The 22966-nt window shown below is 74.1% G+C and carries 21 protein-coding genes; 11 read left to right on the plus strand and 10 right to left on the minus strand.

The window, feature by feature from the left end:
• Window positions 1–39: 39 nt before the first annotated feature.
• Window positions 40–876 (plus strand): NlpC/P60 family protein, encoded by an 837-nt coding sequence (locus tag NBH00_RS07465; RefSeq protein WP_254572711.1) that lies wholly within the window; start codon window positions 40–42, stop codon window positions 874–876.
• A 47-nt stretch (window positions 877–923) separates the two neighbouring features.
• Window positions 924–1787 carry a serine protease gene (locus tag NBH00_RS07470; protein WP_254572712.1) on the plus strand — a complete coding sequence of 288 codons (864 nt, stop codon included), beginning with the start codon at window positions 924–926 and terminating at the stop codon, window positions 1785–1787.
• 6 nt (window positions 1788–1793) lie between these two features.
• Here NBH00_RS07470 and NBH00_RS07475 read toward each other — a convergent pair whose 3' ends face one another.
• Together NBH00_RS07475 and NBH00_RS07480 are read right to left on the minus strand one after the other, a co-directional pair.
• Complete coding sequence (locus NBH00_RS07475; protein WP_254572713.1) at window positions 1794–5753, minus strand: SpoIIE family protein phosphatase; 3960 nt, start codon at window positions 5751–5753, stop codon at window positions 1794–1796.
• A 65-nt stretch (window positions 5754–5818) separates the two neighbouring features.
• Window positions 5819–6037, minus strand: coding sequence for a hypothetical protein (locus tag NBH00_RS07480; RefSeq protein WP_254572714.1), 219 nt, complete (start codon window positions 6035–6037; stop codon window positions 5819–5821).
• A 135-nt stretch (window positions 6038–6172) separates the two neighbouring features.
• Here NBH00_RS07480 and NBH00_RS07485 point away from each other — a divergent pair, with 135 nt between their 5' ends.
• The 5 genes from NBH00_RS07485 (at window position 6173) to NBH00_RS07505 (ending at window position 11490) form a co-directional block, all read left to right on the plus strand.
• Window positions 6173–6556, plus strand: coding sequence for a hypothetical protein (locus tag NBH00_RS07485; protein ID WP_254572715.1), 384 nt, complete (start codon window positions 6173–6175; stop codon window positions 6554–6556).
• A 197-nt stretch (window positions 6557–6753) separates the two neighbouring features.
• Window positions 6754–9174, plus strand: a complete 2421-nt coding sequence (locus NBH00_RS07490; protein ID WP_254572716.1) for a molybdopterin cofactor-binding domain-containing protein — start codon at window positions 6754–6756, stop codon at window positions 9172–9174.
• 11 nt (window positions 9175–9185) lie between these two features.
• A complete protein-coding gene (locus NBH00_RS07495; RefSeq protein WP_254572717.1) occupies window positions 9186–9701 on the plus strand; it encodes a (2Fe-2S)-binding protein in 516 nt (171 codons plus the stop codon).
• A 65-nt stretch (window positions 9702–9766) separates the two neighbouring features.
• Window positions 9767–10861: a GAF domain-containing sensor histidine kinase gene (locus NBH00_RS07500; protein ID WP_254572718.1), complete on the plus strand. Its 1095-nt coding sequence runs from the start codon at window positions 9767–9769 to the stop codon at window positions 10859–10861.
• On the plus strand, window positions 10858–11490 hold the full coding sequence (locus NBH00_RS07505; RefSeq protein WP_254572719.1) for a response regulator: 633 nt from the start codon (window positions 10858–10860) through the stop codon (window positions 11488–11490). The genes NBH00_RS07500 and NBH00_RS07505 overlap by 4 nt, the downstream gene beginning before the upstream one ends.
• On the opposite strand, the gene NBH00_RS07510 is transcribed toward NBH00_RS07505, so the two are convergent.
• From NBH00_RS07510 to NBH00_RS07535, 6 genes are read right to left on the minus strand one after another with little or no spacing between them, the layout of a single operon-like run.
• On the minus strand, window positions 11487–12116 hold the full coding sequence (locus NBH00_RS07510; RefSeq protein ID WP_254572720.1) for a helix-turn-helix transcriptional regulator: 630 nt from the start codon (window positions 12114–12116) through the stop codon (window positions 11487–11489). The two genes, NBH00_RS07505 and NBH00_RS07510, sit on opposite strands and share 4 nt — an antisense overlap.
• 59 nt (window positions 12117–12175) lie before the next feature.
• Window positions 12176–13459, minus strand: a complete 1284-nt coding sequence (locus NBH00_RS07515; protein WP_254572721.1) for an ABC transporter substrate-binding protein — start codon at window positions 13457–13459, stop codon at window positions 12176–12178.
• Window positions 13456–14547: a branched-chain amino acid ABC transporter permease gene (locus NBH00_RS07520; RefSeq protein WP_254572722.1), complete on the minus strand. Its 1092-nt coding sequence runs from the start codon at window positions 14545–14547 to the stop codon at window positions 13456–13458. Before NBH00_RS07520 ends, NBH00_RS07515 begins: the two co-directional genes overlap by 4 nt.
• On the minus strand, window positions 14547–15434 hold the full coding sequence (locus NBH00_RS07525) for a branched-chain amino acid ABC transporter permease (protein WP_254572723.1): 888 nt from the start codon (window positions 15432–15434) through the stop codon (window positions 14547–14549). The genes NBH00_RS07520 and NBH00_RS07525 overlap by 1 nt, the downstream gene beginning before the upstream one ends.
• On the minus strand, window positions 15431–16231 hold the full coding sequence (locus tag NBH00_RS07530; protein ID WP_254572724.1) for an ABC transporter ATP-binding protein: 801 nt from the start codon (window positions 16229–16231) through the stop codon (window positions 15431–15433). Before NBH00_RS07530 ends, NBH00_RS07525 begins: the two co-directional genes overlap by 4 nt.
• On the minus strand, window positions 16231–17010 hold the full coding sequence (locus NBH00_RS07535) for an ABC transporter ATP-binding protein (RefSeq protein ID WP_254572725.1): 780 nt from the start codon (window positions 17008–17010) through the stop codon (window positions 16231–16233). Before NBH00_RS07535 ends, NBH00_RS07530 begins: the two co-directional genes overlap by 1 nt.
• Before the next feature lie 213 nt (window positions 17011–17223).
• Here NBH00_RS07535 and NBH00_RS07540 point away from each other — a divergent pair, with 213 nt between their 5' ends.
• From NBH00_RS07540 to NBH00_RS07555, 4 genes are all read left to right on the plus strand, one after another.
• Complete coding sequence (locus NBH00_RS07540) at window positions 17224–17460, plus strand: helix-turn-helix domain-containing protein (RefSeq protein ID WP_254572726.1); 237 nt, start codon at window positions 17224–17226, stop codon at window positions 17458–17460.
• 93 nt (window positions 17461–17553) lie between these two features.
• On the plus strand, window positions 17554–19161 hold the full coding sequence (locus NBH00_RS07545) for a S1 family peptidase (protein ID WP_254572727.1): 1608 nt from the start codon (window positions 17554–17556) through the stop codon (window positions 19159–19161).
• Between the two features lie 46 nt (window positions 19162–19207).
• Entirely contained in the window at window positions 19208–20248 is a 1041-nt protein-coding gene (locus NBH00_RS07550) for an LLM class F420-dependent oxidoreductase (RefSeq protein WP_254572728.1), read from the plus strand.
• Window positions 20249–20328: 80 nt separating this feature from the next.
• A complete protein-coding gene (locus NBH00_RS07555) occupies window positions 20329–20796 on the plus strand; it encodes a group III truncated hemoglobin (protein WP_254572729.1) in 468 nt (155 codons plus the stop codon).
• A gap of 4 nt (window positions 20797–20800) precedes the next feature.
• Here the strand turns inward: NBH00_RS07555 and NBH00_RS07560 are convergent, their stop codons facing one another.
• Window positions 20801–21025, minus strand: coding sequence for a hypothetical protein (locus NBH00_RS07560; protein WP_254572730.1), 225 nt, complete (start codon window positions 21023–21025; stop codon window positions 20801–20803).
• A 181-nt stretch (window positions 21026–21206) separates the two neighbouring features.
• The gene (locus NBH00_RS07565) at window positions 21207–22790 is read right to left on the minus strand and encodes a sigma-70 family RNA polymerase sigma factor (RefSeq protein ID WP_254573711.1); all 1584 of its coding nucleotides are present in this window, start codon (window positions 22788–22790) and stop codon (window positions 21207–21209) included.
• Window positions 22791–22966: the final 176 nt, after the last annotated feature.

Genomic DNA, 22966 nt, shown 5'->3' on the forward strand with positions numbered 1-22966 from the left:
GCCGCCGCACCGGCGCCGGGCGCCCGGTACCCTGCGCCAATGCGCGAGCGCCACGCAGCCCTTGCGGCCGCCACGGCCGCGCTCGTCCTCGGCGGCGCGGGGCTCGCGGGGTGCGGGTCGTCCGCGCAGGAGCGCCCCCAGGACCGGGCGCAGGTCAAGGCGGTGGCCGTGAAGTCCCCGGTCGCAAGGGCGGTGGTCGCGAAGCCGTCCGTCCGCCCGGTCTCCGACGACGTCGAGGCCGACCAGGCGTTCGCGACCCCGGCGGGCGTGAAGCTCACGAAGAAGCCGCCGGCCCCTGGTGAGGCGAAGGCGTCGTCGAGCCGCGCGAGAACCGACAGCGCGACCGGCGGCGCGACGAAGGACAACTTCATCTCGCCCGGCGCGCCGTCGGACGAGGAGATCGCCCGCGAGCTGAAGCAGATGGAGGCGGTGCAGCGCCGGCAGGCGAAGGCCGGCGGCAACGGGCACGGGATCTCGCTCGAGCCGGACGGCACCGCGAAGGTCGCGCCCGGCGTCCCGGAGGTCATCGCGCGGGTCGTCGCGGGGGCGAACGCGATCGCGAAGTACCCGTACGTCTACGGCGGCGGCCACGCGTCGTTCGTCGACACCGCCTACGACTGCTCCGGCTCGGTGAGCTACGCCCTTGCCGCCGGTGGCCTGCTCACGGCGCCGAAAACGTCCGGCGAGCTCGCCCGCACCGGCGCGAAGGGCCCCGGCCGGTGGATCACGATCTACGCGAACGAGGGGCACACGTTCATGTACGTCGACGGCCTGCGCTACGACACGAGCGGTCGTGGCGGCCCGCTCGGCACCCGCTGGAACACCGCCCCGCGCTCGCTCGCCGGCTTCGTCGTCCGGCACCCGCCGGGCCTCTGATCTGAACGCCGGGGTTCATCAGCGCGACGGTCGGGTAACGTGCGCGCATGTCCCTACGCACTGTCGTGCTCGCCTGCGCGTGCACGGTCGGGCTGGCGGGCCCGACCGCGGCGTCCGCGTCGCCGAGCTTCGCTCCCGCCTCGACCGCGACGATCCACCCCGGCGTGCAGACGTTCACCGCCGGCGCCCAGTGCACGGCGAACTTCGTGTACTCCGACGCCGCCGGCGACGTCTTCCTCGGCCAGGCCGCGCACTGCGCCGGCACCGGCTCGTCCACGCAGACCGACGGCTGCACGTCGCCGTCGCTCCCGCTCGGGACGCCCGTCGACATCGGCGGCTCCGAGCCGGGCACGCTCGTCTACTCGTCCTGGCTCACGATGCAGGCCCGCGGCGAGAAGGACCCCGACACCTGCGCCTACAACGACCTCGCGCTCGTGAAGGTCGCGGCCGCGGACGTCGGCAAGGTCAACCCGACCGTCCCCTTCTGGGGCGGCCCGGCCGGCCTGGCGACGACGGCCCCGGCCACGGGCAGCACCGTGCTCAGCTACGGCAACTCCGAGCTGCGCGCCGGGATCACGGCCCTCAGCCCGAAGCAGGGTCTCCTCCTCCAGAACGCCGGCGGCGGCTGGAGCCACGAGGTCTTCACGATCACGCCCGGCATCCCCGGCGACTCCGGCAGCGCGTTCCTCGATGCGAGCGGCCACGCCCTCGGCGTCCTCTCCACCCTCGGCCTCCTGCCGCTTCCGGGCGAGAACGGCGTCGGCGACCTCCCCCGCGAGCTCGCCTACGCGAGCGCCCACGGGCCGTTCGGCGCGGTCGCCCTCGAGCACGGCACCGAGCCGTTCAAGGGGCCGCTCCCGGGCGCGCTGCTCAGCGGGGGCACGACGACCGCGCTCGGGCGCGCGGGCTGACCCGGCTCAGCCGGCCGGGCGGCGGCGCGCCGCGAGGATCGCGGTGTCGTCGGCCTGCCGACCGGTCTGGAAGGCGTCGAGGCGGTGCTGGACCGCCCGCACGGCCTCGGCCGCGCCGGGCGGGCCGGCGAGCGTCTCGACGAGCCGCCGCTCGCCGAAGCGCTCGTCGTCCCGGCGGGCGTCGAGGACGCCGTCGGTGTAGATGACGAGCAGGTCGCCCGGGCGCACCTCGACGTCCGTGGCCGTGAAGACCGCCTCCTCCCAGGCGCCGAGCAGCGGCCCGGGGCGGCCGATGCTCTCCGGGACGCCGTCGCGCACGCGGTAGGGCGGGGGGTGCCCCGCGCAGGCGACGACCGCCGTGACCCGGCCGTCGGGCGCCTCCCGGATCGCGGCGAGGCACGCGGTCACGAGGGCCGGCTCGACGCGCGGCAGCAGCTGGCGGTTCAGGTGCCCGAGCGCGGCGACCGGGTCGCCGGTCGCCTCGCCGATCGCGCGCAGCGTGTGGCGCGCCTGGGCGGTCAGCGCGGCGGCGGACGCACCGTGGCCCGCGACGTCCCCGACGAGCAGCATCCACCCGCCCGGGCAGGCGAACACGTCGAGGAAGTCGCCGCCCACCCAGTTCTCGGCGCCCGCCGCGCGGTAGCTCGACGCGAGCTCCCAGCCGTCGACCTCGGGGAGCTCGGCCGGCAGGAGGCTCGCCTGGAGCGTCGCGGCGATCCGCGCGCGCTCGGCGTGGAGGCGGGCGTTCTGCACCGCGGTGCCGGCCCGGCGGCCGAGCTCCTCGGCGAGGACGAGATCGCTGTCCCGGAAGACGCGCCCGGACTCGGCGTTGACGAGGGTCAGCACGCCGATCGGGGAGCCGTGGGGCGGGGCGATCGGCACCTGGAGGACCGACCGCATCCCGATGCCGCGCAGCAGCTCGCGCTGCTCCGGGTCGGCGACGCGCTCCTCCAGCAGCTCGTCGGGGATGTCGGGGATGAGCACGGCGGGCCCGCCGCGGAGGATCGCGGCGCCGCCGTCCTCGTCGTGGACGGTGCTCGGGTAGCGGCGGTCGTAGTCCCACGCGAAGCGGACCTTCGCGGGGTCGGTGTGCGCGATGGCCACCGCGCCGATGCCGCCGTGCTCGTCGGGGAGCGAGACCGAGCACCAGTCGGCGAAGTCGGGGACCATGAGGTCGGCGAGGGCCTGCAGCGTGCCGACGTAGTCGAGCGAGGAGGACAGCACCCGGCCCGCCTCGGCGAGCAGGTGCTGCGTGAGCATCGCCCGGCGCATCGCCGTGATGTCCTCGGTCATCGAGACGATCATCGTCAGCTCACCGGCCTTGTCGAGGACCGGCCGCGCGCGGATCTGGCGCCAGTATTCGCGCCCCGTCTCGCGGTTGATCGTCCGGACGACGAGAGGCTCCACGTCGCGCTCGCCGAGCAGGATGCGGCGTGACGGATAGCGGGCGGCGACGAGCGGGACCCCGTGCTCGTCGAAGGTGTCCCAGCCCCGGGCGATCTCCTCGGGCGTCGCGGCGACGACGTCCTGCGGGGCGGCCATGCCCATCGCCTCCGCGGCCGCCTGGTTCGCGTAGACGATGCCCTTGCCCGGGCGCTGGATGAGGATCGCCGCCTCCAGCCCGCTGACGACGTCGGCGACCTCGGTGCCGGACGGCGCGCCGGTCTCGAGGGTCAGCCGGTCGATCCCCGCCGCCGCCCGCACGTCCGGCGAGCGGCGGCCCGACATGTCGACGACGAGCCCGATCCACTCGAACCGCTCGGGGTCGGTCACGGCGAAGCCGAGGATGACCCGCGCCCGGGTCCCGTCGCGCCGCAGGTACTCCTTCTCGAAGATCGGCGAGGTGCCGGCGTCCCGCATCTGCCGGACGGCGGCGGCGTCGACCGTGGCCCACTCCGGCGGCGTCATCTGCGGCCACGGCGGCAGGTCCTCGACCCGCTCGTAGCCGAGCATCGCCAAAAACGTGGAGTTCGCCTCCACGATCCGGTTCCCGACCCCGCTGATGAGGCCGCCGAAGCCGGCGTCCGCGAGCAGCCGCATCCGGGCGAGCGAGTCGCGCAGCTCCTGCTGCGAGCGCGCCGCCTCGGCCTGCAAGCGGGCGTTCTCGACCGCGGCGGCGACGCGCTGCGCGATCTCGTGCGCGGCGGCCAGGTCGTCGGGCGAGAACACCCGCCGGCTCACGTCGTCCACGAGGGTCAGGCGGCCGATCGCGCGCCCGTCGGCGGTCAGCGGCACGGTCGCCACCGCCCGCACGCCCAGCTCGCGGAGCGCGGCGAGCTGGGCTTCGTCGCGGGCGCCGAGCCGCAGGAGCTCGTCGGTGAGGTCGTTGACGACGGGCGCGGCGAGGTGGGGGAGAAGGCTGCCGTCGTCGTCGCCGGCCTCGGTCTCCGGGCCGGGGGCGCGACGCAGGCGCTCGAGCAGCCGGAGCCGCTCGGGGTCGATGTGGCTCACCGCCGCGGGCACGAGCGTCCCGTCGTCCCCCGCGAGGTCGAGGAGGCAGCCGTCGGCGATCGCGGGGACGGTCAGCGCCGCGATCCGCGCCGTGGCGTCCGGCGCCGAGCTGCCGCCGGCGACGATCTCGCTCGCGCGGGCGAGGAGCGTCTGGCGGATCTCGGCGGCCTTGACGGCGGTGACGTCCTGCATGACGTTCACGACGAGCGGCCCGTCCTCCAGGCGCGTGGACGTCGTCCGCAGCCAGCGCGTGAGCCCGCTGGCCCGGCTCACCGACCGCGTGAGCAGCGGCGGGGCGTCCTGGCCGGCGACGACCCGGCGCGGGGGCAGGGCCGTGACGTCGACCGGCTCGCCGTGCTCGTCGGTGATGGTGAAATGGGCGCTGATCTCGCCGGGGGCGGCACGGATGAGCTCCTCCGCGTCGCGTGCCTCGAGCAGCCCGACCGCAGCCGGGTTCGCGAAGATGATGCGCCCGTCGTCGTCGGACACCGTGACCGCCTCGGCGAGCGCCGCGAGGATGCGCTCGAGCCGGCCCTGCGTGCGCCGGAGGCTCTCGAGCAGGCTGGCGGTCGCGACGAGCCCGCCCGCGTGCGCGGTCACCTGCTCGACGGTCGCGACGGCTGCGTCCGGGGTGCCGGCGCGGCCGGCCACCGAGATCGCGCCGACGGTCCGCCCGCCGGAGACGAGCGGCACCGCCGCCCACCAGGCGAGGCCGAGGTCGAGCAGCTCCTGGGCCCGGAGCGCGTCCGGGGAGACCGCGTGCGCGAACGCCTCGTCGACGACGGCGACGGACGTGCGGCCGGTCTGCGCCGCCGTCAGCGACGGCGAGTCCGGCTCGGTGAGCGGGAAGCTCATGACCCATGCGCTCGCGGCCTCGTCGAGCGTCCCGTCCGGGCGGGCGACGCGGGCCCCGACCCGCCGCCCGGTGCCCGACCCGTCGGCCAGGGAGACGCTGCAGAGGTCGGCGAGCCCGGGCACGAGCAGGTCGGCGAGCGCGACGATGTCGCCGGGCTCGAACGCGTCGCCGCTGCCCATCCGCGTGAGCGTCGCGAGGATGTCGGCCGCGGCATGACCGGCCGGAGGGGACGCCGCGTGCAGCCCGGGGACGGCGAAGACCATCCGGACGACGGTGCCCTGCCCGCCCGGACCCGGCGTGAGGTCGACCGTCTGGCAGAGCTTGCCGATGATCGGGACGCCCATGCCCATGCCCGGCGAGTCGTGCCGGGGCCCCATGCCGATGCCGTCGTCGCCGACCCGGACGACGAGGACGCCCTCGCCCTGCTCGGCGACGAGGTGCAGGGTGCCCGGCTCACGGCCCGTGAACGCGTGCATCACGGCGTTCGTCAGCGCCTCGCTCACCGCGAGGCGCACGGCGTCGCGGTGGTTGCGATCGAGCCCGAGCTCGCCCGTCCAGGCGTCGAGCTCGGCACGCAGACGCGTGACCTGCATGGGCACGGCGGGGGCGCGCCGCTCGAACCGCGTCGCAGGAACGTCGTCGGCCGTGTCCGTCGCCATCACGCCGGATTATCGCGGCGCGCCGGTGACGCGGCAACGACGTGGCGCCCTCGGCGTCGCGCGGGTCACATGGCGCCGCCCCGTGGGGCGGGGGCGGCGTCGAGGCGGGCGGCGTGGATCCGCGGCTCGCCGTAGAAGCGGTCGACCGTGCTGGCGGCGGCGCGCGCCTTCGCCTCGGTCGAGTAGACCCCGACGGGCAGGCACGCTCCGCGGCGCTCGTCCTGGACCACGACGTAGACGGTGGGGTCGACGGCGGTCAGGGTGGCGGGGTCGTCGGTGCTCATCACGCGCTGCGCGACGCTAACGGAGCGCAGGCGCCGCGTCCCGGGAGCGGGGTCACCGGGCTGACAACCACCGGCGGCTGGTCTTCCCCGGTCGATCGGGGGGTACGCGGCCGGGCCTGGATTACACTCGGCCGCATGGAGAAGGACGTCGGCAGGACGCTTCCGAGTGATTACGCGCGCCGCGCGTTCTCGATCGTGCTCGGCGGCGTCTTCTGCGTGCTCTTCTACTTCGGCACGCGGTTCTTCTCGAACCTCGGGACGAACACGTTCAACGCCGCCGGCTTCGCCGTGGTCCCCCTGGGGGCGTTCTTCGTCGGCATCCTCCTCATCCCGCTGATGTCCGCGATCCACGGGTTCTGGGTCTCGGCCGACCCGCGGCGCCGCGCGGAGATCGCGGCGCGCAACGAGGCGGACGAGCGCAAGGTGCGGCTCACCGCGAAGGCCGCCGCCCGGCAGCGCGAGGAGGAGGCCCGCGCGGCCGGCGTCGTCGGCGGGGCCGCGCCGGGCGCCGACACCTAGGCGCGTCACGGGCAACGGCGTCGCCGGGCTCGATCGCGCCGAAGGAAGGACGGCGGACTCCCACCAAAGTCGGAGCCACGGTGTGATGGCGCGCCGCAACCCTTGACGCGGTGTCATACCTAGGTGAGGGTCGGCGGATCGGGTTCCGCGCAGGGGGCCTCGACGCAGGGTCAACGGTCGACGATGGAGGAGCAGGTATGACTGATCTCGGGAACCGCCGCCCTGGCGCGGCCGGCGAGGCTGATGGCCTCGTCCCGTCCGAAGAAGCGCCCGGGGGCATCTCACGCCGGCGGATGATCGGCTACCTCCTGGCGGCTCCGACCCTCGTGGCGGCGGCGCGCTTCGGCGCCGACCCCGCCGAGGCGGCGGTGCCCTCGCTGGGCCCGACGGACCTCGCGGACCTCAGCGACATCCTCACGGCGGCGGCGGCGCCGACCTTCGGCCTGCTGAAGATCACGGTGGACAGCGCGGGCGTGGCGCACTTCGCGCTCCCCCGGGCCGAGGTCGGGCAGGGCATCACGACCGCGGTGACGATGGTCATCGCGGACGAGATGGACCTGCCGATCGACAAGGTGAAGGTGACGCTCGCCGACGCCACGCCGGAGCTGCAGTTCAACCAGCTGACCGGCGGCTCGAACACGATGCACGCCCTCTACACGCCAATCCGCACGGCGGCGGCGACGGCCCGCGGGCAGCTGCGGGCCACCGCGGCGGACGAGCTCAGCGTTCCGGCAGCGCTGCTGCGGGCCGCGGACGGCGTCTTCACGACGCCCGACGGCCGCACCGCGACATACGGGTCCCTGGCCGAGAAGGCCGCGGTGCGCTCGACCCGCACCGTCAAGACGCAGCTGAAGTCCGCGGCGAGCCTGCGGTACGTCGGGACCGAGCAGAAGCGGATCGACGCCCGTGCGTCTGTCACGGGCACCAAAGAGTTCGCGATGGACCTCGACGTCCCGAACGCGCTCCCGACGATGGTCTGCCGTCCGCCCAAGATCAACGGCAAGGCGCTCGCGATCCTCAACGCGCCCGACGTCAAGGCGATGCCGGGCGTCACCGACGTCGTCATCGTCCCCCACAACCAGTTCACGCCCGGCGGCGTCGCCGTCCGCGCCAAGACGTTCGGGCAGTGCTTCGACGCCGTCCGCGCGCTGAACGTGAAGTGGGGCGGCGGGACCGTCGACGACAAGTCCTCCGCGTCGGTCCTCGCCGACCTGAAGAAGTCCGAGATCCCGCTGACGCCGGCGCTGCCGGGCACGACGATCGACGAGACGTTCATCTTCAACTTCCGGCCGGGCGACGCGCTCGAGCCCAACTGCGCGGTCGCCGACGTGCGCAAGGACCGGGCGGAGATCTGGTCGAGCCTGAAGTCGCCGATCTGGGCCAAGCAGCAGATCGCCCTCGCGCTCGGGCTCGCCCCCGAGAAGGTCGCCGTGCACGTCGTCGAGGGCGGCGGCTCGTTCGGGCGCCACCTCTTCTGCGACGCCGCGTTCGAGGCGGCCTCGATCTCGCAGAAGATGGGCAAGCCCGTGCGGCTCATGTGGCACCGGACGGACAACTTCCGCCAGGGCCGCAGCCATCCGATGGCGATCTCGCGCGTCCGGATGACCCGCCAGGGCAGCAACGTCATCGCCGTGGACCAGCGCCACACCGGCGTCGCCTGCGACTTCACCCAGGGCCTCGGCGACATCTTCACGTCGCTCGACACGAGCCAGCCCGGGCAGAACTTCCTGCAGTTCTCCGAGACGGTGTTCACGTTCACCGCGAACGTGCCCTACCAGTTCGGCGCCGTCTCGCAGCTGCTGAACGAGATCTACACGTTCAACACGTTCAACACCTCGAGCGTCCGCAACGTCTACAGCCCCGACGTCGCGACGTCGACCGAGCTCATGGTCGACCGCGTCGCGAAGGACATCGGCAAGGACGCGCTCCAGTTCCGTCTCGACAACGCGAAGGACGACCGCATGAAGGCGGTCATGCGGACGGTCGCCCAGGCGGGGAACTGGGGCCGGACGATGGAGGCCGGCACCGCGCAGGGCATCGCGATCCACAGCGAGTACAAGGGCCGCTCGGCCTGCCTCGTCGAGATCGACTGCCGGCCGCAGACGGTCAACCGGAAGATCCGCGAGGCATACACCGGCCCGCGCGTCACGAAGGTGACCTACGCCGTCGACGTCGGGCTCCCGATCAACATCCTCGGGCTGAAGGCGCAGATCATGGGCGGCGCGATGGACGGCATCGCCCAGGCGCTGACCTACGGGCTGCACCTGGAGAAGGGCAGCTTCCTCGAGGGCAGCTGGGACGACGCCCATTACACGCGGCAGTGGAACACCCCGCCGGAGGTGAACGTCATCGTCATGCCCCCGACGACCGGGGAGCCGGGCGGCGCCGGCGAGTTCGGCGTCGGCACGACGATGGCCGCCGTCGCCTGCGCGTACTACCGGGCGACCGGGAAGTTCCCCACCGAGTTCCCGATCAACCAGCACGAGCCGCTGACCTTCGAGCCGTTCCCGACCGTCCCGCCGATCCCGGCCTCGCCGGTCGACGGCCTCGGTCGCGCGGGCATCAAGCGGCCGCGCAAGAAGACCACCAAGAAGAAGACGACCCACAAGGCCGGCTGAGGAGACACCCCATGCCCAACCACACCTTCATCCTCAACGGCAAGCGCGTCACCGTCGACGTCGAGGACGACGTCCGGCTGCTCTGGGTCCTGCGCGACGTCCTCGGCGTCCGGGGCCCCAAGTACGGCTGCGGCCTCGGCGTCTGCCAGGCCTGCACGAGCCACATCAACGGCAAGGCGTTCAACCCCTGCCGCACGCCCGTCTCGTCGCTGCGCTCGAGCGACAGGATCACGACGATCGAGGGCCTGCCCGAGCGCGTCGGCAAGGACCTGCACCCGATGCAGGAGGCGTGGCTCGACGTCGACGTCGCCCAGTGCGGCTACTGCCAGCCCGGCCAGATCATGGCGGCCGTCGCGCTCGTCGAGGAGGTCCACGCCAAGGGCCGCAAGGTCAACGACGCCGACCTCGACAAGATCCGCAACGTCTGCCGCTGCGGCACCTACCCGCGGATCCGCGAGGCGATCAAGCAGGGCGAGGCGCGCATGCCCGGCCCCAAGAAGAAGAAGGCGGTCAAGCACACCTCGTGACCGGGTTGACAGCGCCCGGCCGACGCAGGAGAGTCGGCCGGTACGCGGGCACGGGGAGGTGACCGATGCAGGACCTCGTCAACATCGGCGTCTGCGAGACCCCTGAAGAGGCGCTCGCGACCGCCCTGCAGGTCGGCCGTCACCTGACGGGCGTCGACGCGATGCTCGGCGCCGTCACGAACGACGGGGGCAGCTACACGATGCGGGCGGCCGAGAACGTCGTCGGGGACGGGCTCCTCGGGATCACGATCTCCGGCGGGATCGGGCTCGGCGGCCGCGTCCTCGGCGAGCGCCGGCCCGTGGGCGTCGACGACTACACGACCGAGACGACGATCAGCGGGCACTACAAGCAGCTCGTCCGAGAGGCCGGGCTCCACGGCATCGCCTGCGTCGCGGCCGGGGTCGTGGGCGGCCCCGGCGTCCTGCTCTACGGCGCGATGAACGACGCGGCCGCCCCCGGCGACCGCGCGACCGAGACGCTCGAGCGGGTCGCCGAGGTCGCCGCCCTCAGCCTCCATCGGCTCGCCGAGCGGCGACGGAGCATCGACCTCGAGGTGCTCCGCGAGCGCCAGCGGATCGCCTTCGCGCTGCACGACTCGGTCGCCCAGATGCTCTTCGCCATCGGGGTCAGCGCGCAGCAGTCCCAGCGCGAGCGCGACCCCGACGTCCTCGCCCGGGCCCTGAGCGAGATCGAGGCGACCGCCGCCGGCGCGCGCGCCGAGCTGCGGGACGTCTTCGCCCGCCTCAGCGAGCCGCTGCCGGGCCTCGCGCTCGACGCGGTCCTCGAGGCGGAGGCACGCCTGTTCCGCCAGCAGAGCGGGTGCCACGTCGTCGTCACCGGGGACGGCGAGCCGCGGGTGCTCACCGACCTCGCGCAGGCCCTGATGGTGGACGTCGCCCGCGAGGGGCTGCGCAACGCGTGCAAGCACGGGGACGCGCGCATCGCCGTCGTCCACGTCGGCTACGAGGCCGACGGCGTGACGCTCACCGTGCAGGCGGAGGGCCTGCGCGCGGTCAGCGGGTTCACGCGGCCGCAGAGCGGGTTCGCGGCGGGCAGCGGCCTGGACATCCTCGTGCGTCGCGCCGAGCAGCTCGGCGGCGGCCTCTCGCTCTCGGTGGGCGAGCAGGGCGCCGCGGTGCTGCGCCTGGAGCTCCCGTGAGGGCGATCATCGTCGACGACCACCCGATCGCCCGCTACGGGCTGCGCGCGGTCGTCACGGCGACGTTCGAGGTCGAGCGGATCGTCGAGGTCGACGGCGGCGCGAAGGCGATCGGCGCGGCGAAGGCGCTCGACCCCGACCTCGTCCTCATGGACCTCGACCTCCCGCAGCATCCGCACGGCCCGACGCTCTGCGGCCAGCTCCGCGCCGTCGCGCCACGCGCCCGGATCGTCATCGTCACGGCGTTCGCCCGCACGCCGGACATCCGCCAGTGCCTCGTCGCCGGCGCGCACGGCTGCCTCCTGAAGGACACGTCGAACGTCGATCTCTCCGGCTCCCTGCGGGCGATCGTTGCGGGGGAGACGATCATCGACCCGCGGATCGCCCAGCGGATCGCGAGCGACGCGATCGGGGTGCTGCGCGGCGACGCGCCGGTCGTCCGCCTCTCCAAGCGCCAGCGCCAGGTCCTCGGCCTGCTCGCCGAGGGCTGCTCGAACCACGTCATCGCGGAACGGCTGTCGATCGCGGAGGCGACGGTGAAGGACCACGTCGGCGCGGTGATGGCGAAGCTCGACGCGACCTCGCGCCTGCACGCGGTCGTGCGCGCGAGCGAGGAAGGGCTCCTCTAGAGGATCCCGGCCTCGCGGGCACGGGCGACCGCCTGCGTCCGGGAGCGCGCGCCGAGCTTGCGCATGACCCGGCTGACGTGGCTCTTCACGGTCGCCTCGCCCACGTCGAGCTGCGCGGCGATCGCCCGGTTCGAGCAGCCCTCGGCCAGGAGCGCGAGCGTCTCGTGCTCGCGTCGCGTGAGGCTCACGACGAGGCGGCGACCCTGCAGCACCGCTTGGAAGTCGCGGGCGAGGACGGCCGCGAGCCGCGCGTCTGCCGGACCGCCCGCGAGCGCGGCGCGCAGGCGTGCGGCGAGGTCCCCGGCGGGCGGGTCGGTGAGCAGGCACCCGCGCGCGCCGACCGAGAGGCAGTGCTCGATCTCCGGCATCCGCGCGAGCGGCATGACGACGACGACCGGCGTCGCGGGCGCATGGCGGAGGATCGCGGCCGTGAGCGCCGCAGGCGAGTGGTGCGACGTGCGCTCGACGTGGAGCAGGACGAGGTCGGTCGCCTGCCGCGCGAGCCGGTGGACGGCGTCCGCGGGGTCGTCGAGCGGCTCGACGGTCACGGGGGCGAGCGCGTCGCGGACCACGCCCGCGATCCCGCGGGCGGCGAAGACGTGGTCGCAGACCACCGCGACGCGCATGGGGATCCGGGCGGTCGCCTGCGCGGCCCGCGGGCCACGCAGGCGATGCCGCCCGTCCGCTACTGCCCGGTGACCCCGGAGGCGACGGGCTTGAGGAAGCCGGTCGTGTTCTTGTCGACCCGGGCGATGATCGACTTCGTCGACACCGGAGAGCCGCCGCTCGTGTAGTCGGGGCTCGGCGCGAGCCCGCCGAGGTCGACCGACCCGAGGCTCTCCTTCGCCTTCAGGATGCCGGCCCGCGAGAGGTCACCGTTCTGGACCGCCTTCTTCAGGATCGCGCCGATGATCTTCCCCTGGGCGTACCCGAACGTGAAGTACTCGCTCGGGATCTGCTTCGGCGCGTACTGCTTCTGGTCGGCGAGCATCTGCGCCATGCCCGGGACGTCGCTGCCCCACGGGGCCGCGAACGCGAGCACGTACGTCTGCTTCGCGAGGGCGCCGGCGACGGGGGTGGGCTTGCCGCTCTTCGTCCCGTCCTTCGTGAAGATCTGCTCGAGCCAGGCCGGGCCCTGGAACAGGTACGTCGGGTTGTAGCCGAGGGACGCGGCGGTGCCGACGATCGGCGCCGAGGCGCTGGGGAGCGCGGTGACGAGGACGATCTGCGCGCCCTTGGACTTCAGCTTCTGTACCTGGGCGGTGAAGTCGGTGTCACCGACCTTGAACGGCGCCTGGGCGACGTCGTCCAGCCCGCCCGCCTTGACGGCCTCCTTGTACCCGCGGAGGGCGTCCGCGCCGTACTCGTCGTCCTGGTAGACGATGCCGACCTTCGTGCCGAGCTTCTTCTGCTTCGAGAGGTACTCGAGGCCGTTCTTCACGTCGGTCGCGTAGGGGACGCCGACGGGGGCGAGGTTCGGGTCCTTGGACCACACCGAGTCCCACGAGAGCGGCTGCACGACGATGCCCTCGCGGTCGAAGAGCGGCTGGATGGCCTTCGTCGTCGGGCTGCCGAACGACTGGATCATGGCGCTGTCGCCGACCGTCGCCTTGTAGGCCTGGACGTGGTTCTGCGGGACGTAGCCCGAGTCCTTGACCGACATCTTGATCTTGTAGCCGTCGACGCCTCCCGCCGCGTTGATCGCCTTCAGGGCGGTCCTCGCGCCGGCGAGCGCCGGGATCCCGAGCGCCGAGGCGGGGCCCGAGAGCGCGGTGATCGACGTGATGTGGATCGTCTTGCCCGCGGTGTCGATGCCGGGGCCGCCGGTCACCTGACCGGAAGCCGACCCCGAGCCGCTCGACGAGCCGGACGAGCCGGAGTTGTTGCTGCTGCTGCCGGTACCGCACGCGCTCAGCGTGAGCGCGCCGGCGGCCGCGAGCGCGGCCACCGTCATGTGGCGACTGTTCATCGCGATCCTGCCTCCTCCTGATCGATGGACTGCACCGCGACCCGACCCATGGGGGTGGTCGCTGCCCCTGGTCGCCTGAGCCACGCCGACAGGCGCGGCCCGAGCCCCGCGACCCCGCGCGGCTCGACGACGAAGAAGATGATGATGAGGACCCCGTAGAGGATCGAGCTGAAGTTGCCGGGGGAGAGGCCCGTGCCGTCGTCGGAGATGAACGGCAGCGACTTCGCGAGGTCGGGGATCGCGAACACGACGATCGAGCCGAGCACCGGCCCGTAGAGGGTGCCGATGCCGCCGACGGTGATCGCGGCGAGGTACTGGATCGAGAGCAGCAGGTCCCACTGCGAGGGCTGCGCGAACGAGAGGTAGGACACGAAGAGCGCCCCGCTGACGCCGGCGAAGAACGACGAGACCCCGAAGGCCATGAGCTTCGTCCGCGCGACGTCGACGCCGAGGACCGCGCCGGCGAGCTCGCGCTCGCGGACCGCCTGCATCGCGCGGCCCGGCCGCGAGGCGACGAGGTTGCGCACGAAGAGCAGCGACGCGAGCAGGATGATGAGCGCGAGGTAGTAGTAGAGGCCGTCGTGGTCGATGACGGCGCCGCCGATCGTCAGCTGCTGGCCGGGTGAGAAGTCGAAGGAGCCGAGCTGGACGGCGGGGAAGGCGCGTCCCTGCGGGCCGCCGGTGATGCCGTCGAGGTTGAAGAACAGGTGCTGGCCGATGAAGAGCAGCCCGAGCGTCACGATCGCGAGGTAGAGGCCGCGCAGGCGCAGCGCCGTCGGTCCGACGAGCAGCCCGCAGGCCGCCGCGGTCAGGCCGGACGCCGGGATCCAGATGAGCGCGCTGATGCCGTGATCGCCGCCGAGCACCGCCGCCGTGTACGCGCCGATCGCGAGGAAGAAGGCATGGCCGAGGGAGATCTGACCCGTGTAGCCGGTCAGGACGTTGAGGCCGACCGCGCCGATCGCCGCGATGACGATGAAGACGCACGTGCTGAGCTGCGCGCTGTCGGCCCCGAACGGGAGGACGAGGGCCACGACGATGGCGGCCAGGACGCCGGGGCGCACCGGGAGGCGGGCGAGCGCGGCCATCAGATGCGCTCGGCCGGGACGCTGCCGAAGAGCCCGTAGGGCTTCGCGAGCAGGACGGCGATCATGACGATGTACGGCGCGACGGCCGAGAAGTTCGTCCCGGCCCAGCCGGGGCTGTAGCCCGAGGTGAGGATCTCGACGACGCCGATGCTCACGCCGCCGACGACCGCGCCCTTCGGGGACTCCAGACCGCCGAGGATGATCGCCGGGAACGCGCGGAAGGACGCATCCCCGAGGCCGAGGTTCGGCGAGTTCGGGAACCCCGCCAGGAACATGCCCGCGATCGTGCCGAGGGTCGCCGCCATGCCCCAGGCGATCGCGTGGACCCGGCCGACGGGCACGCCGGCCGCGAGCGCCGCGATGTGGTCGGAGGCCGTCGCCCGCATCGCGAGGCCGTACCGGGAGTGGCGGTCGAAGAGGTAGAGGGCGTAGAGGACCGCCGCGACGACGATGATCGACCAGAGCTTCACCCACGTGAACGTGATCCCGGCGGCGTGGACGGCCGAGGAGCCCCACGGGTCGCCGAGGAGCTTCTGGTCGGGCCCGAAGATCGCGGAGACGGCGGCCGTCATCGCGATCGAGGCGCCGATCGTGACCATCACCGCGACGAAGGCCGAGCGTCCGACGAGGTGGCGGAGCACGAGCAGCTGGAAGGCGACCCCGACCGCGACGGCGAAAACGATCGACAGCGCGACGGCGAGGAAGAAGGGGACGCCCTTGTCCGTCGCGAGCCACGAGATGACGTACGCCGAGACGAGGATGAACGCGCCCTGCGAGAAGTTGATGACGCGGCTCGCCCGGTAGATGACCGTGAAGCCGAGCGCGATGAGCGAGTAGACCGCGCCGAGGGCCACGCCGCTGAACAGGAGCTGGAAGAACTCGGTCATGCCGTGGCGGCCTCCGGGGCGGCGCCGAGGTAGGCGCGGATGACGGCCTCGTCGGCCTGGATCTCGGCGGGGGAGCCGACGGCGATCGGCCGCCCGAAGTCGAGGACGAGGATGCGCTGGGCGACGCGCATGACCATCCCCATGTCGTGCTCGACGAGGAGGATCGTGAGGTCGCCGTCGGCGTGCAGCGCCCGGACGAGTTCGGTGATCTCGACGCGTTCGTCGGCGCTCATCCCGGCGACCGGCTCGTCGAGGAGCAGCAGCCGCGGATGCATCGCGAGGGCGCGGGCGATCTCCACGCGCTTGCGGTCGCCGTAGGCGAGGTTCTCCACGGCGACCCCGGCGACGTCCGCCATCCCGGTCCGCTCGAGGGCGGCCATCGCCGCGGCCGTGTGCTCGCGCTCCTCGGCGCGGGCGGAGCGGAGCCCGAAGCCCGCGCGCAGCGCCCCGGCGCGCATGAGGTGGTGGCGGCCGACGAGGACGTTGTCGAGGACGCTGAGCGGGCCGAAGAGGCCGAGGTTCTGGAAGGTCCGCGCGACGCCGGCCCCCGCGAGGTCCCGCGGGCGCAGCGCCGTGAGGTCGCGGCCGTCGAGCGCGATCTGGCCTGAGGTCGGGGTGTAGACACGCGACAGGACGTTGAAGAGCGAGGTCTTGCCCGCGCCGTTCGGGCCGATGACCGCGAAGAGCTCGCCGGGCATGACGGCGAAGGCGACGTCCTGGAACGCGGTCACCTCGCCGAAGCGCAGCGTGAGGTCGCGCGCCTCGAGGATCGGGCCCGTGGGGCGGGGCCGCGCCATCAGGCGCCCGCCTCGGCGGCGACGACGTCGGCGCCCGCGCGCGTCCCGAGATACGCCTCGCGCACGCGGTCGTCGGCGAGGAGCGTCGTCGTCGGGCCACTCGCGACGATGCGCCCGTGCTCGAGCAGGTGCGCGTCGTGCGTCACGCCGAGCGCGAGCGCCGTGCCCTGGTCGACGAGCAGGACCGCCGTCCCGCGGTCGGTCACCGTCCGCAGCGCGGCCCCGATCTCGGCGACGACGAGCGGCGCGAGGCCGAGCGACGGCTCGTCGAGGACGAGCAGCTCGGGGCCGGCCATGAGCGCCCGGGCGATCGCGAGCATCTGCTGCTCGCCGCCGCTGAGCAGGCCCCCCGGCTGGCGCAGGCGCTCGCCGAGCCGGGGGAAGAGCTCGAGCAGCTCGGCCTGCCGGGCCGGGATCGCCGCCCGGTCGCGGACGGCGAATGCACCGACGCGCAGGTTCTCCTCGACCGTGAGCTCCGGGAAGATCCGGCGCCCCTCCAGCGACTGGGCGATCCCGGCCCGGACGAGCGCCGAGGCGTCGCGGCCGATGACGGGCCGGTCGTCGAAGCGGATCGTCCCGCCGCGGACCTCGGCGTCGTAGAGGGGGAGCAGCCCGGTGACGGCCCGGAGCAGCGTCGTCTTGCCCGCGCCGTTGGCGCCGAGGAGCGCGACGGCGCCCCCGCGCGGGACGTTCAGGCTCACGCCGGAGAGCGCGAGGACCGAGCGCCCATAGGTCACCACGAGGCCGTCGACCTCGAGCACGTTCGGTCCCCCTCCCATGGCTCGCGAACTTACGCCGGACCGTCCGGGCCCCGCTGGACGTGCCGCCGTTTTCCCCTCTTCTGCGGATGCGGAGACTCCACCGAAAGTTGGTGTACCCCCGACCGCCGGCCCCGCCCGGCTGTTCCCCCCTGAGCGTCGTCTGACGCAGGGGCGCCGTTCCGGTGCGCCCCGTCACAGATCGCCTCCGTGCCGTCCCCGACAGTCCTCGCCATGGACGAGCTCACACGACGCGAACGCGAGGTCATGCGCCTCATCGCCCGAGGCCAGTCGAACCAGGCGATCGCCCTGCAGCTGTACCTCAGCGTCCGCACGGTCGAGAGCCACATCGCCTCGATCTTCATGAAGTTCGGACTCGCCGACGACGACGCGACGAACCGTCGCGTCGTGGCCGCGGTGCTGTGGGCGCGCACCGTCGACGAGGAGCTCGGCGACGAGGCCGTGGCGTAGCCCCGGGGTGCGGGCGGGCCGTCCGATCGCAGCGGCTTCGCGTGCCGGCCCACGGTCCGCCGACTTCCGGCATCCTCATGTGTCGTGGGTCGTGTGAACCGGGTCTCCGTCGTCGTCTCCGCCTTCTGCGCGCTCGCGCTCGCGCTCGGCGGCCTCAGCAGCGCCGTGCCGGCGCGCGCCGCGGCGGCCGCCTCCCGGGCGAGCGTCCGCGTCGTCGGAGGGACCGGCGCCTCGACGCCCCGGTGGATGTCGCAGGTCTGGGTGCAGGACCTCACCGGCACGGGCCTCTGCGGCGGCGAGCTCGTCGCCGGCCGGTGGGTGCTCACCGCCGCCCACTGCGCGGTGAGCGACGTCGCGGGGCTGCCGCTCGGGAGCTCCGCCTTCCGCGTCCGGATCGGGACGCCCGGCCTCGCGCCACCGACGAGCGCCGATCCGGGAACCCCCGTCGACGGGGTGCGCATCGACCCCGCCTTCCGCTCCGGGGTGACGTACGGCGACGTCGCGCTCCTGCACCTCGCCGCCGCGCCGCCGATCACCCCCGTCGCGCTCGGGGACGCGGGCGCGGCCGTCACCGGTGCCGTCCCGGCCGTCCTCGGCTGGGGCGTCACCGCGTCCGGCACGACGAGCACGTCCCTCCAGCGGGTCGACCAGCCGATCCTCGACCCGTCCGCCTGCGCGGGCTACGGGCGCGACTTCGTGGCCGACAGCATGATCTGCGCCGGGGCGGTGAAGGGGCAGGACTCGTGCAACGGCGACTCCGGCGGCCCGCTCGCCCTCGGCGCCGAGGGCCCGGCCGCGCTGCTCCTCGGGACCGTCGACTTCGGCTCGGACAACTGCGGCGACGGCACCCCCGCCGTGTACCAGCGCGTCACCGAGGGCGCGACCGCCGCGTGGCTGCGCACGGTCCTCGCCCGCCCGCAGATCGCGGTCAGCCCCGCCACGCCGGCGAAGGGCGCCACGGTGACCCTGACCGCCTCGAGCCCCTGGCCGGACGCGACGTACGCGTGGGACCTCGACGGCAACGGCACGTACGGCGACGCCGCCGGCCCGGTCGTCCGCAGCGCGGTCACCGCGGCGCGGACGGTGTCGGTCCTCGCGGCCAGCGCGGGGGCGGGCGACGACGCGACCGCGCGGGCGACGGTCAGCCCGCTCGACCCGGCGGTGACCGTCACCGGCCCGTCGCGGGTCACCGAGGGCCGGGTGCTGAAGCTCACGCTGGCCTCCGCGGGCGGGAGCGGCACCGTGACCGCGAAGGCGCCCGGCGTGGCCACCAAGAGGGCCACGATCCCGGGTGCGGGCGTGCTCCGCCTGCGCGTCCCGCACACGGCCGGCTGGCGCGCGCCGCGCAGGCTCACCGTCCGGCTCACCGCGTCCGGGACCCTGCGCCTCGCCGCCGCCACGGTGACCGTCACCGTCGTCGACGCCGACACCCCGCGGCTCACCGCCGTGCGCGTCGCCGCGACCGGCCGGGGCGCTACCGCGCGGGCGCGCGTCCCCGGCCGCGGCGCCCTCCGCGTGACGGCCGTCGCGGGGGGCCGGACGCTCGCCGCCCGGACGGTCACGACGCGCTCGCGGCGGACCGTCACCACGCGCCTGCGGCTCACCGCCGCGCAGCGCGCCCGGCGCCCGCAGATCCGCCTCCGGTGGACCTCCGCGCAGGAGCCCGCGGCGCACGCGACCGCCACGCGCCGCCTCTCCTGACGAGGTTGTCGGCGTCCCCCGGCCGGCGCTCGCTAGGGTCGCCGCCATGCGCGTCAGCCTGCACCTGGCCTATTGGGGCGTCGGCCCCGGACCGACGGAGCTCGTGCCGCTCGCCGAGGCGGCCGAGCGGCTCGGCTACCGGCGGCTCTGGGTGGGCGAGGCGTACGGCTCGGACGTCGCGGTGACGCTCGGCTGGATCGCCGCGCACACGACGACGATCGGACTGGGCACGGCGATCGCGCAGATCCCCGGCCGGACGGCCGCGGGCACCGCGATGATGGCGGCGACGCTCGACACGCTCTCCGGTGGCCGGCTCGCGCTCGGCCTCGGGCCGTCCGGCCCGCAGGTCGCCGAGGGGTTCCACGGGCAGACGTTCAACCCGCAGCTCAAGCGCACGCGCGAGTACGTCGACGTCGTGCGCGCCGCCCTCCGGCGCGAGCCGCTGAGCTACCACGGCGAGACGATCAGGCTGCCTGGCGGCGGGCAGCGCGCGATCAAGCTCATGATCGCCCCGCAGCAGGACCGCGTCCCGATCTACCTCCCGTCGATCGGGCCGAACGCGACGCGCATGGTCGGCGAGATCGCCGACGGCTGGCTGCCGATCTTCTTCTCGCCCGAGCACGTCGGCGAGATCCGGGCGACCGTCGACGAGGGGCTCGCGAACGCCGGGCGGGAGGCCAGGGACGTGAAGGTCGCGCCGACGGTCTACGGGCGGATCGAGGAGGACGCGGACGCCGCGCGTGACGCGACCCGTGAGGTCACCGCGCTGTACGTCGGCGGCATGGGCTCGCGCGAGAAGAACTTCTACAACGCGCAGATGGTGCGGTACGGCTACGGCGATGCCGCGCGCGAGGTCCAGGACCTCTACCTCGACGGGCGCAAGGACGAGGCGGCCGCCGCCCTGCCGGTCGACCTCCTGGACCGCGTCGGGCTCTGCGGCCCCGTCGACGCCGTCGCGGACCGGCTCGCGGCGTTCAAGGCGGCGGGGGTGGACGAGCTGCTCGTGTCGATCCTCGCGGACGGGATCGACGATCGTCTCGAGCAGATGCGGCGCTTCGCGACGGCGGCCGAGCGCGCCGGCCTCTAGGACGGGCGACCGCTCCGGGGGAGCCGCCGCTCGGAGGGCGGGCGACCGCTCCGGGGGAGGCGGTTGCCATAGTGGAGGCCATGGGCGCCACCGCTCCCCTCCCGGACATCGAGACGCGCGCGGACTGCGAGCGCCTCGTCCGCGCGTTCTACGGCCGCGCGCTGACGGACCCGATCATCGGGTTCATCTTCACCGACGTCGCGCACCTCGACCTCGAGGCGCACGTGCCGGTCATCGCGTCGTTCTGGGAGACCGTGCTGCTCGGCGCCCGCTCGTACGGCGGGGGCGCCTTCCGGCCGCACGCCGAGCTCAATGCCCGGGTGCGGCTGCAGAAGGGGCACTTCGAGCGCTGGCTCGTCCTGTGGCGCACCACGGTGGACGAACTCTTCGCGGGGCCGACGGCGGAGGAGGCGAAGGCCCACGCGCTCCGCGTGGCGGCCGCGTTCCACCGCCGGCTCGAGGGGCTGACCGCGGGGGCCGCAGCGGCCGACGGCCCGCTGGGGCTCGTCGTCACGCGGCACGGCCCCGCGGCCGACCTGCTGGAATGACGGGCTAGAGGACCTCGCGGTCGCGGACGACCGTGCGGCGGGCGACGACGTCGTCGCGGCGGCCGGCCCAGATGCTCGTGAGCAGGAGCGACAGGACGAGGCCGATGACGCCGACGACCATGAGGATCATGCCCGCGGTGTGGATCGAGAAGCCGGTGGCGGTGGTGGTGACGGCGTACCGCAGGATGGCGCCGACGGCGATGAGGAAGATGGACGTACCGAGCTGCATGGAAACCTCGCTTCGGGGGTTGACGTGCCGACCGGTAGGGCGCGGCTTGTCCCTGTGTTGTGCCCGGTATGCCCTGCTTCTAAGCCCGGATCGGCGGATGTACGAGGCAGGAAGGTGGGACCCGCGCGCCGAGTGACAGCTCACGCAGGACAGTCCTGCGTCAGCTGTCACTCGGCGCGCGCTACGGCGTCGGGGTGCCGTCCGCGGCGCCCGCCGCGGGTGTCGTCACGCTGGTGTCGGTCGTCGAACCGGTGTTGCCGCGGTGCGGCGGGACGACGGGCGCCGTCTTCGTGGTCTTCGTCGCGGCGGGGACGCGGGAGACGGACTTCGAGGGGATCCGGACGGCCCGCTTCGGCGTCGGCGTGGTCGCCGGCTTCGTCGCGCGATGCGCCTGGCCGGTGGCCGAGGCGGAGGGCGTGCTCTTCGCCGTCCCGCTCGGGCTCTTCTGGCCCGCGGCGGCGCTGTTCCGGGCGCCCTGCGCCGACCGATGGGCGGCGGAGGTGGCGGCCCCGTGGGCGCCGGCGGTGCCCCGCGCGGCCTTGGCGGCGGCCGCCTGCCCGGCGGCCTTGGCCGAGGCGGCGCTCGTGCGGCCGCTCAGCGCGCCCGGCGTCGCCGCGGCGCGGTGGCCGAGGATCTTCGTGCGCGTGGGTCCGGCGGCACCGGGGACGGGGGACACCGACACGGCGCCCTTCGGCGCGGAGGCGGGGATCGTCCGGGCCGGCGAGGCCGAGCCCGGGGAACCGTGGTGCCCGGACACCGCGACGGCGCCGCTGCCCGCCGCCGCGACGACCGCCATGACGGCGATCGACTTCGCGACGACGCCGGCGGAGCCGACCGCCGCGGCGAGGCCCGACCCGCCGGAGAGCGCGCCGCCGACGCCGGCCGAGCCGGCGGCAGCACCCGCACCCGCACCGCCGGTGCTCGCGACGACGCCACCGGTCGCGACCGCGCCGGCGCCCGCCATGGCGGCGGAGTGCGACGCGTGGACCGCACCGAGGATCTGGTCGCGGAGGCCGATCGCCGGGATGACCGGAAGGACGGCGCCGAGGGCCGCGCGCTGACGCGTGACCTCGGCCTTGAACTCGGAGCAGGCCGGGCAGACGGCGAGATGGCGCTGCAGCGGCGCCTTGCGCAGCGCGCTGCCGCGCAGCGTCGAGAGCTGCTCGCGGATCTCCGTGCAGTCGGCCTGCCGCGCCTGGCGGTACCCGACGAGCTGTTCGCGGGCCTGGAACACGAGCGCCTTCACCTTGCCGGAGCGGACGTCGAGGGCCACGCCGATCTCGTCGTGCGAGAGGTCGCCGAGCTCGGCGAGGACGAGCGCGGCGCGCTGGTCCTCGGGCAGGCGCGCGAGGTCGCCGAGCATGTCGCGGAGGTCCTGGCGCTGCTCGACCTCGGCCGCGAGGGCGAGCCCGTCACCGGACGCCTCGGGCACATCCTCGAGGGCGACGGTCTGGCGCCGGGCCCGGAGCATCGAGAGGCAGCGGTTGCGGGCGATGGCGTACAGCCAGGGGCGCAGCTCGACGGACCGGCCGTCGGCCACGAGCTGACCGTGCGCCGCGACGAAGACGTGCTGCAGGGCGTCCTCTGCCTCCTCGCGGCCGCCGAGCATGTGGCGGCAGAAGGAGAGCAGCTGCCGGTGGTAGCGGTCGTAGATGACGTCGAAGCACCGGGCGTCGCCGCGGCGCAGCCCCAAGACGAGGCGCTCATCGCTCGCAGCCCGCAGTCGCCGCCCGGGGGCGGCGCGCTCCGGCGCGGTGAGCGTCATCGGCTCCACCCACCGAGTATTGCGCGCCCGGGGGCGGGCATGGGCCGGGAGCCGGGAAACTGCCGTTGTTCGCACCGCAGGCCTGCACGACAGCTAGAACGCATGTCCGCCACCGAGGTTGGCCGGTGGCGGCGCTCGGTTGCTGCACGAACCATCACACGGCCAGGCGGCCTTCG

It is taken from the genome of Paraconexibacter antarcticus (genome assembly GCF_024220175.1).
Lineage (GTDB): Bacteria > Actinomycetota > Thermoleophilia > Solirubrobacterales > Solirubrobacteraceae > Paraconexibacter > Paraconexibacter antarcticus.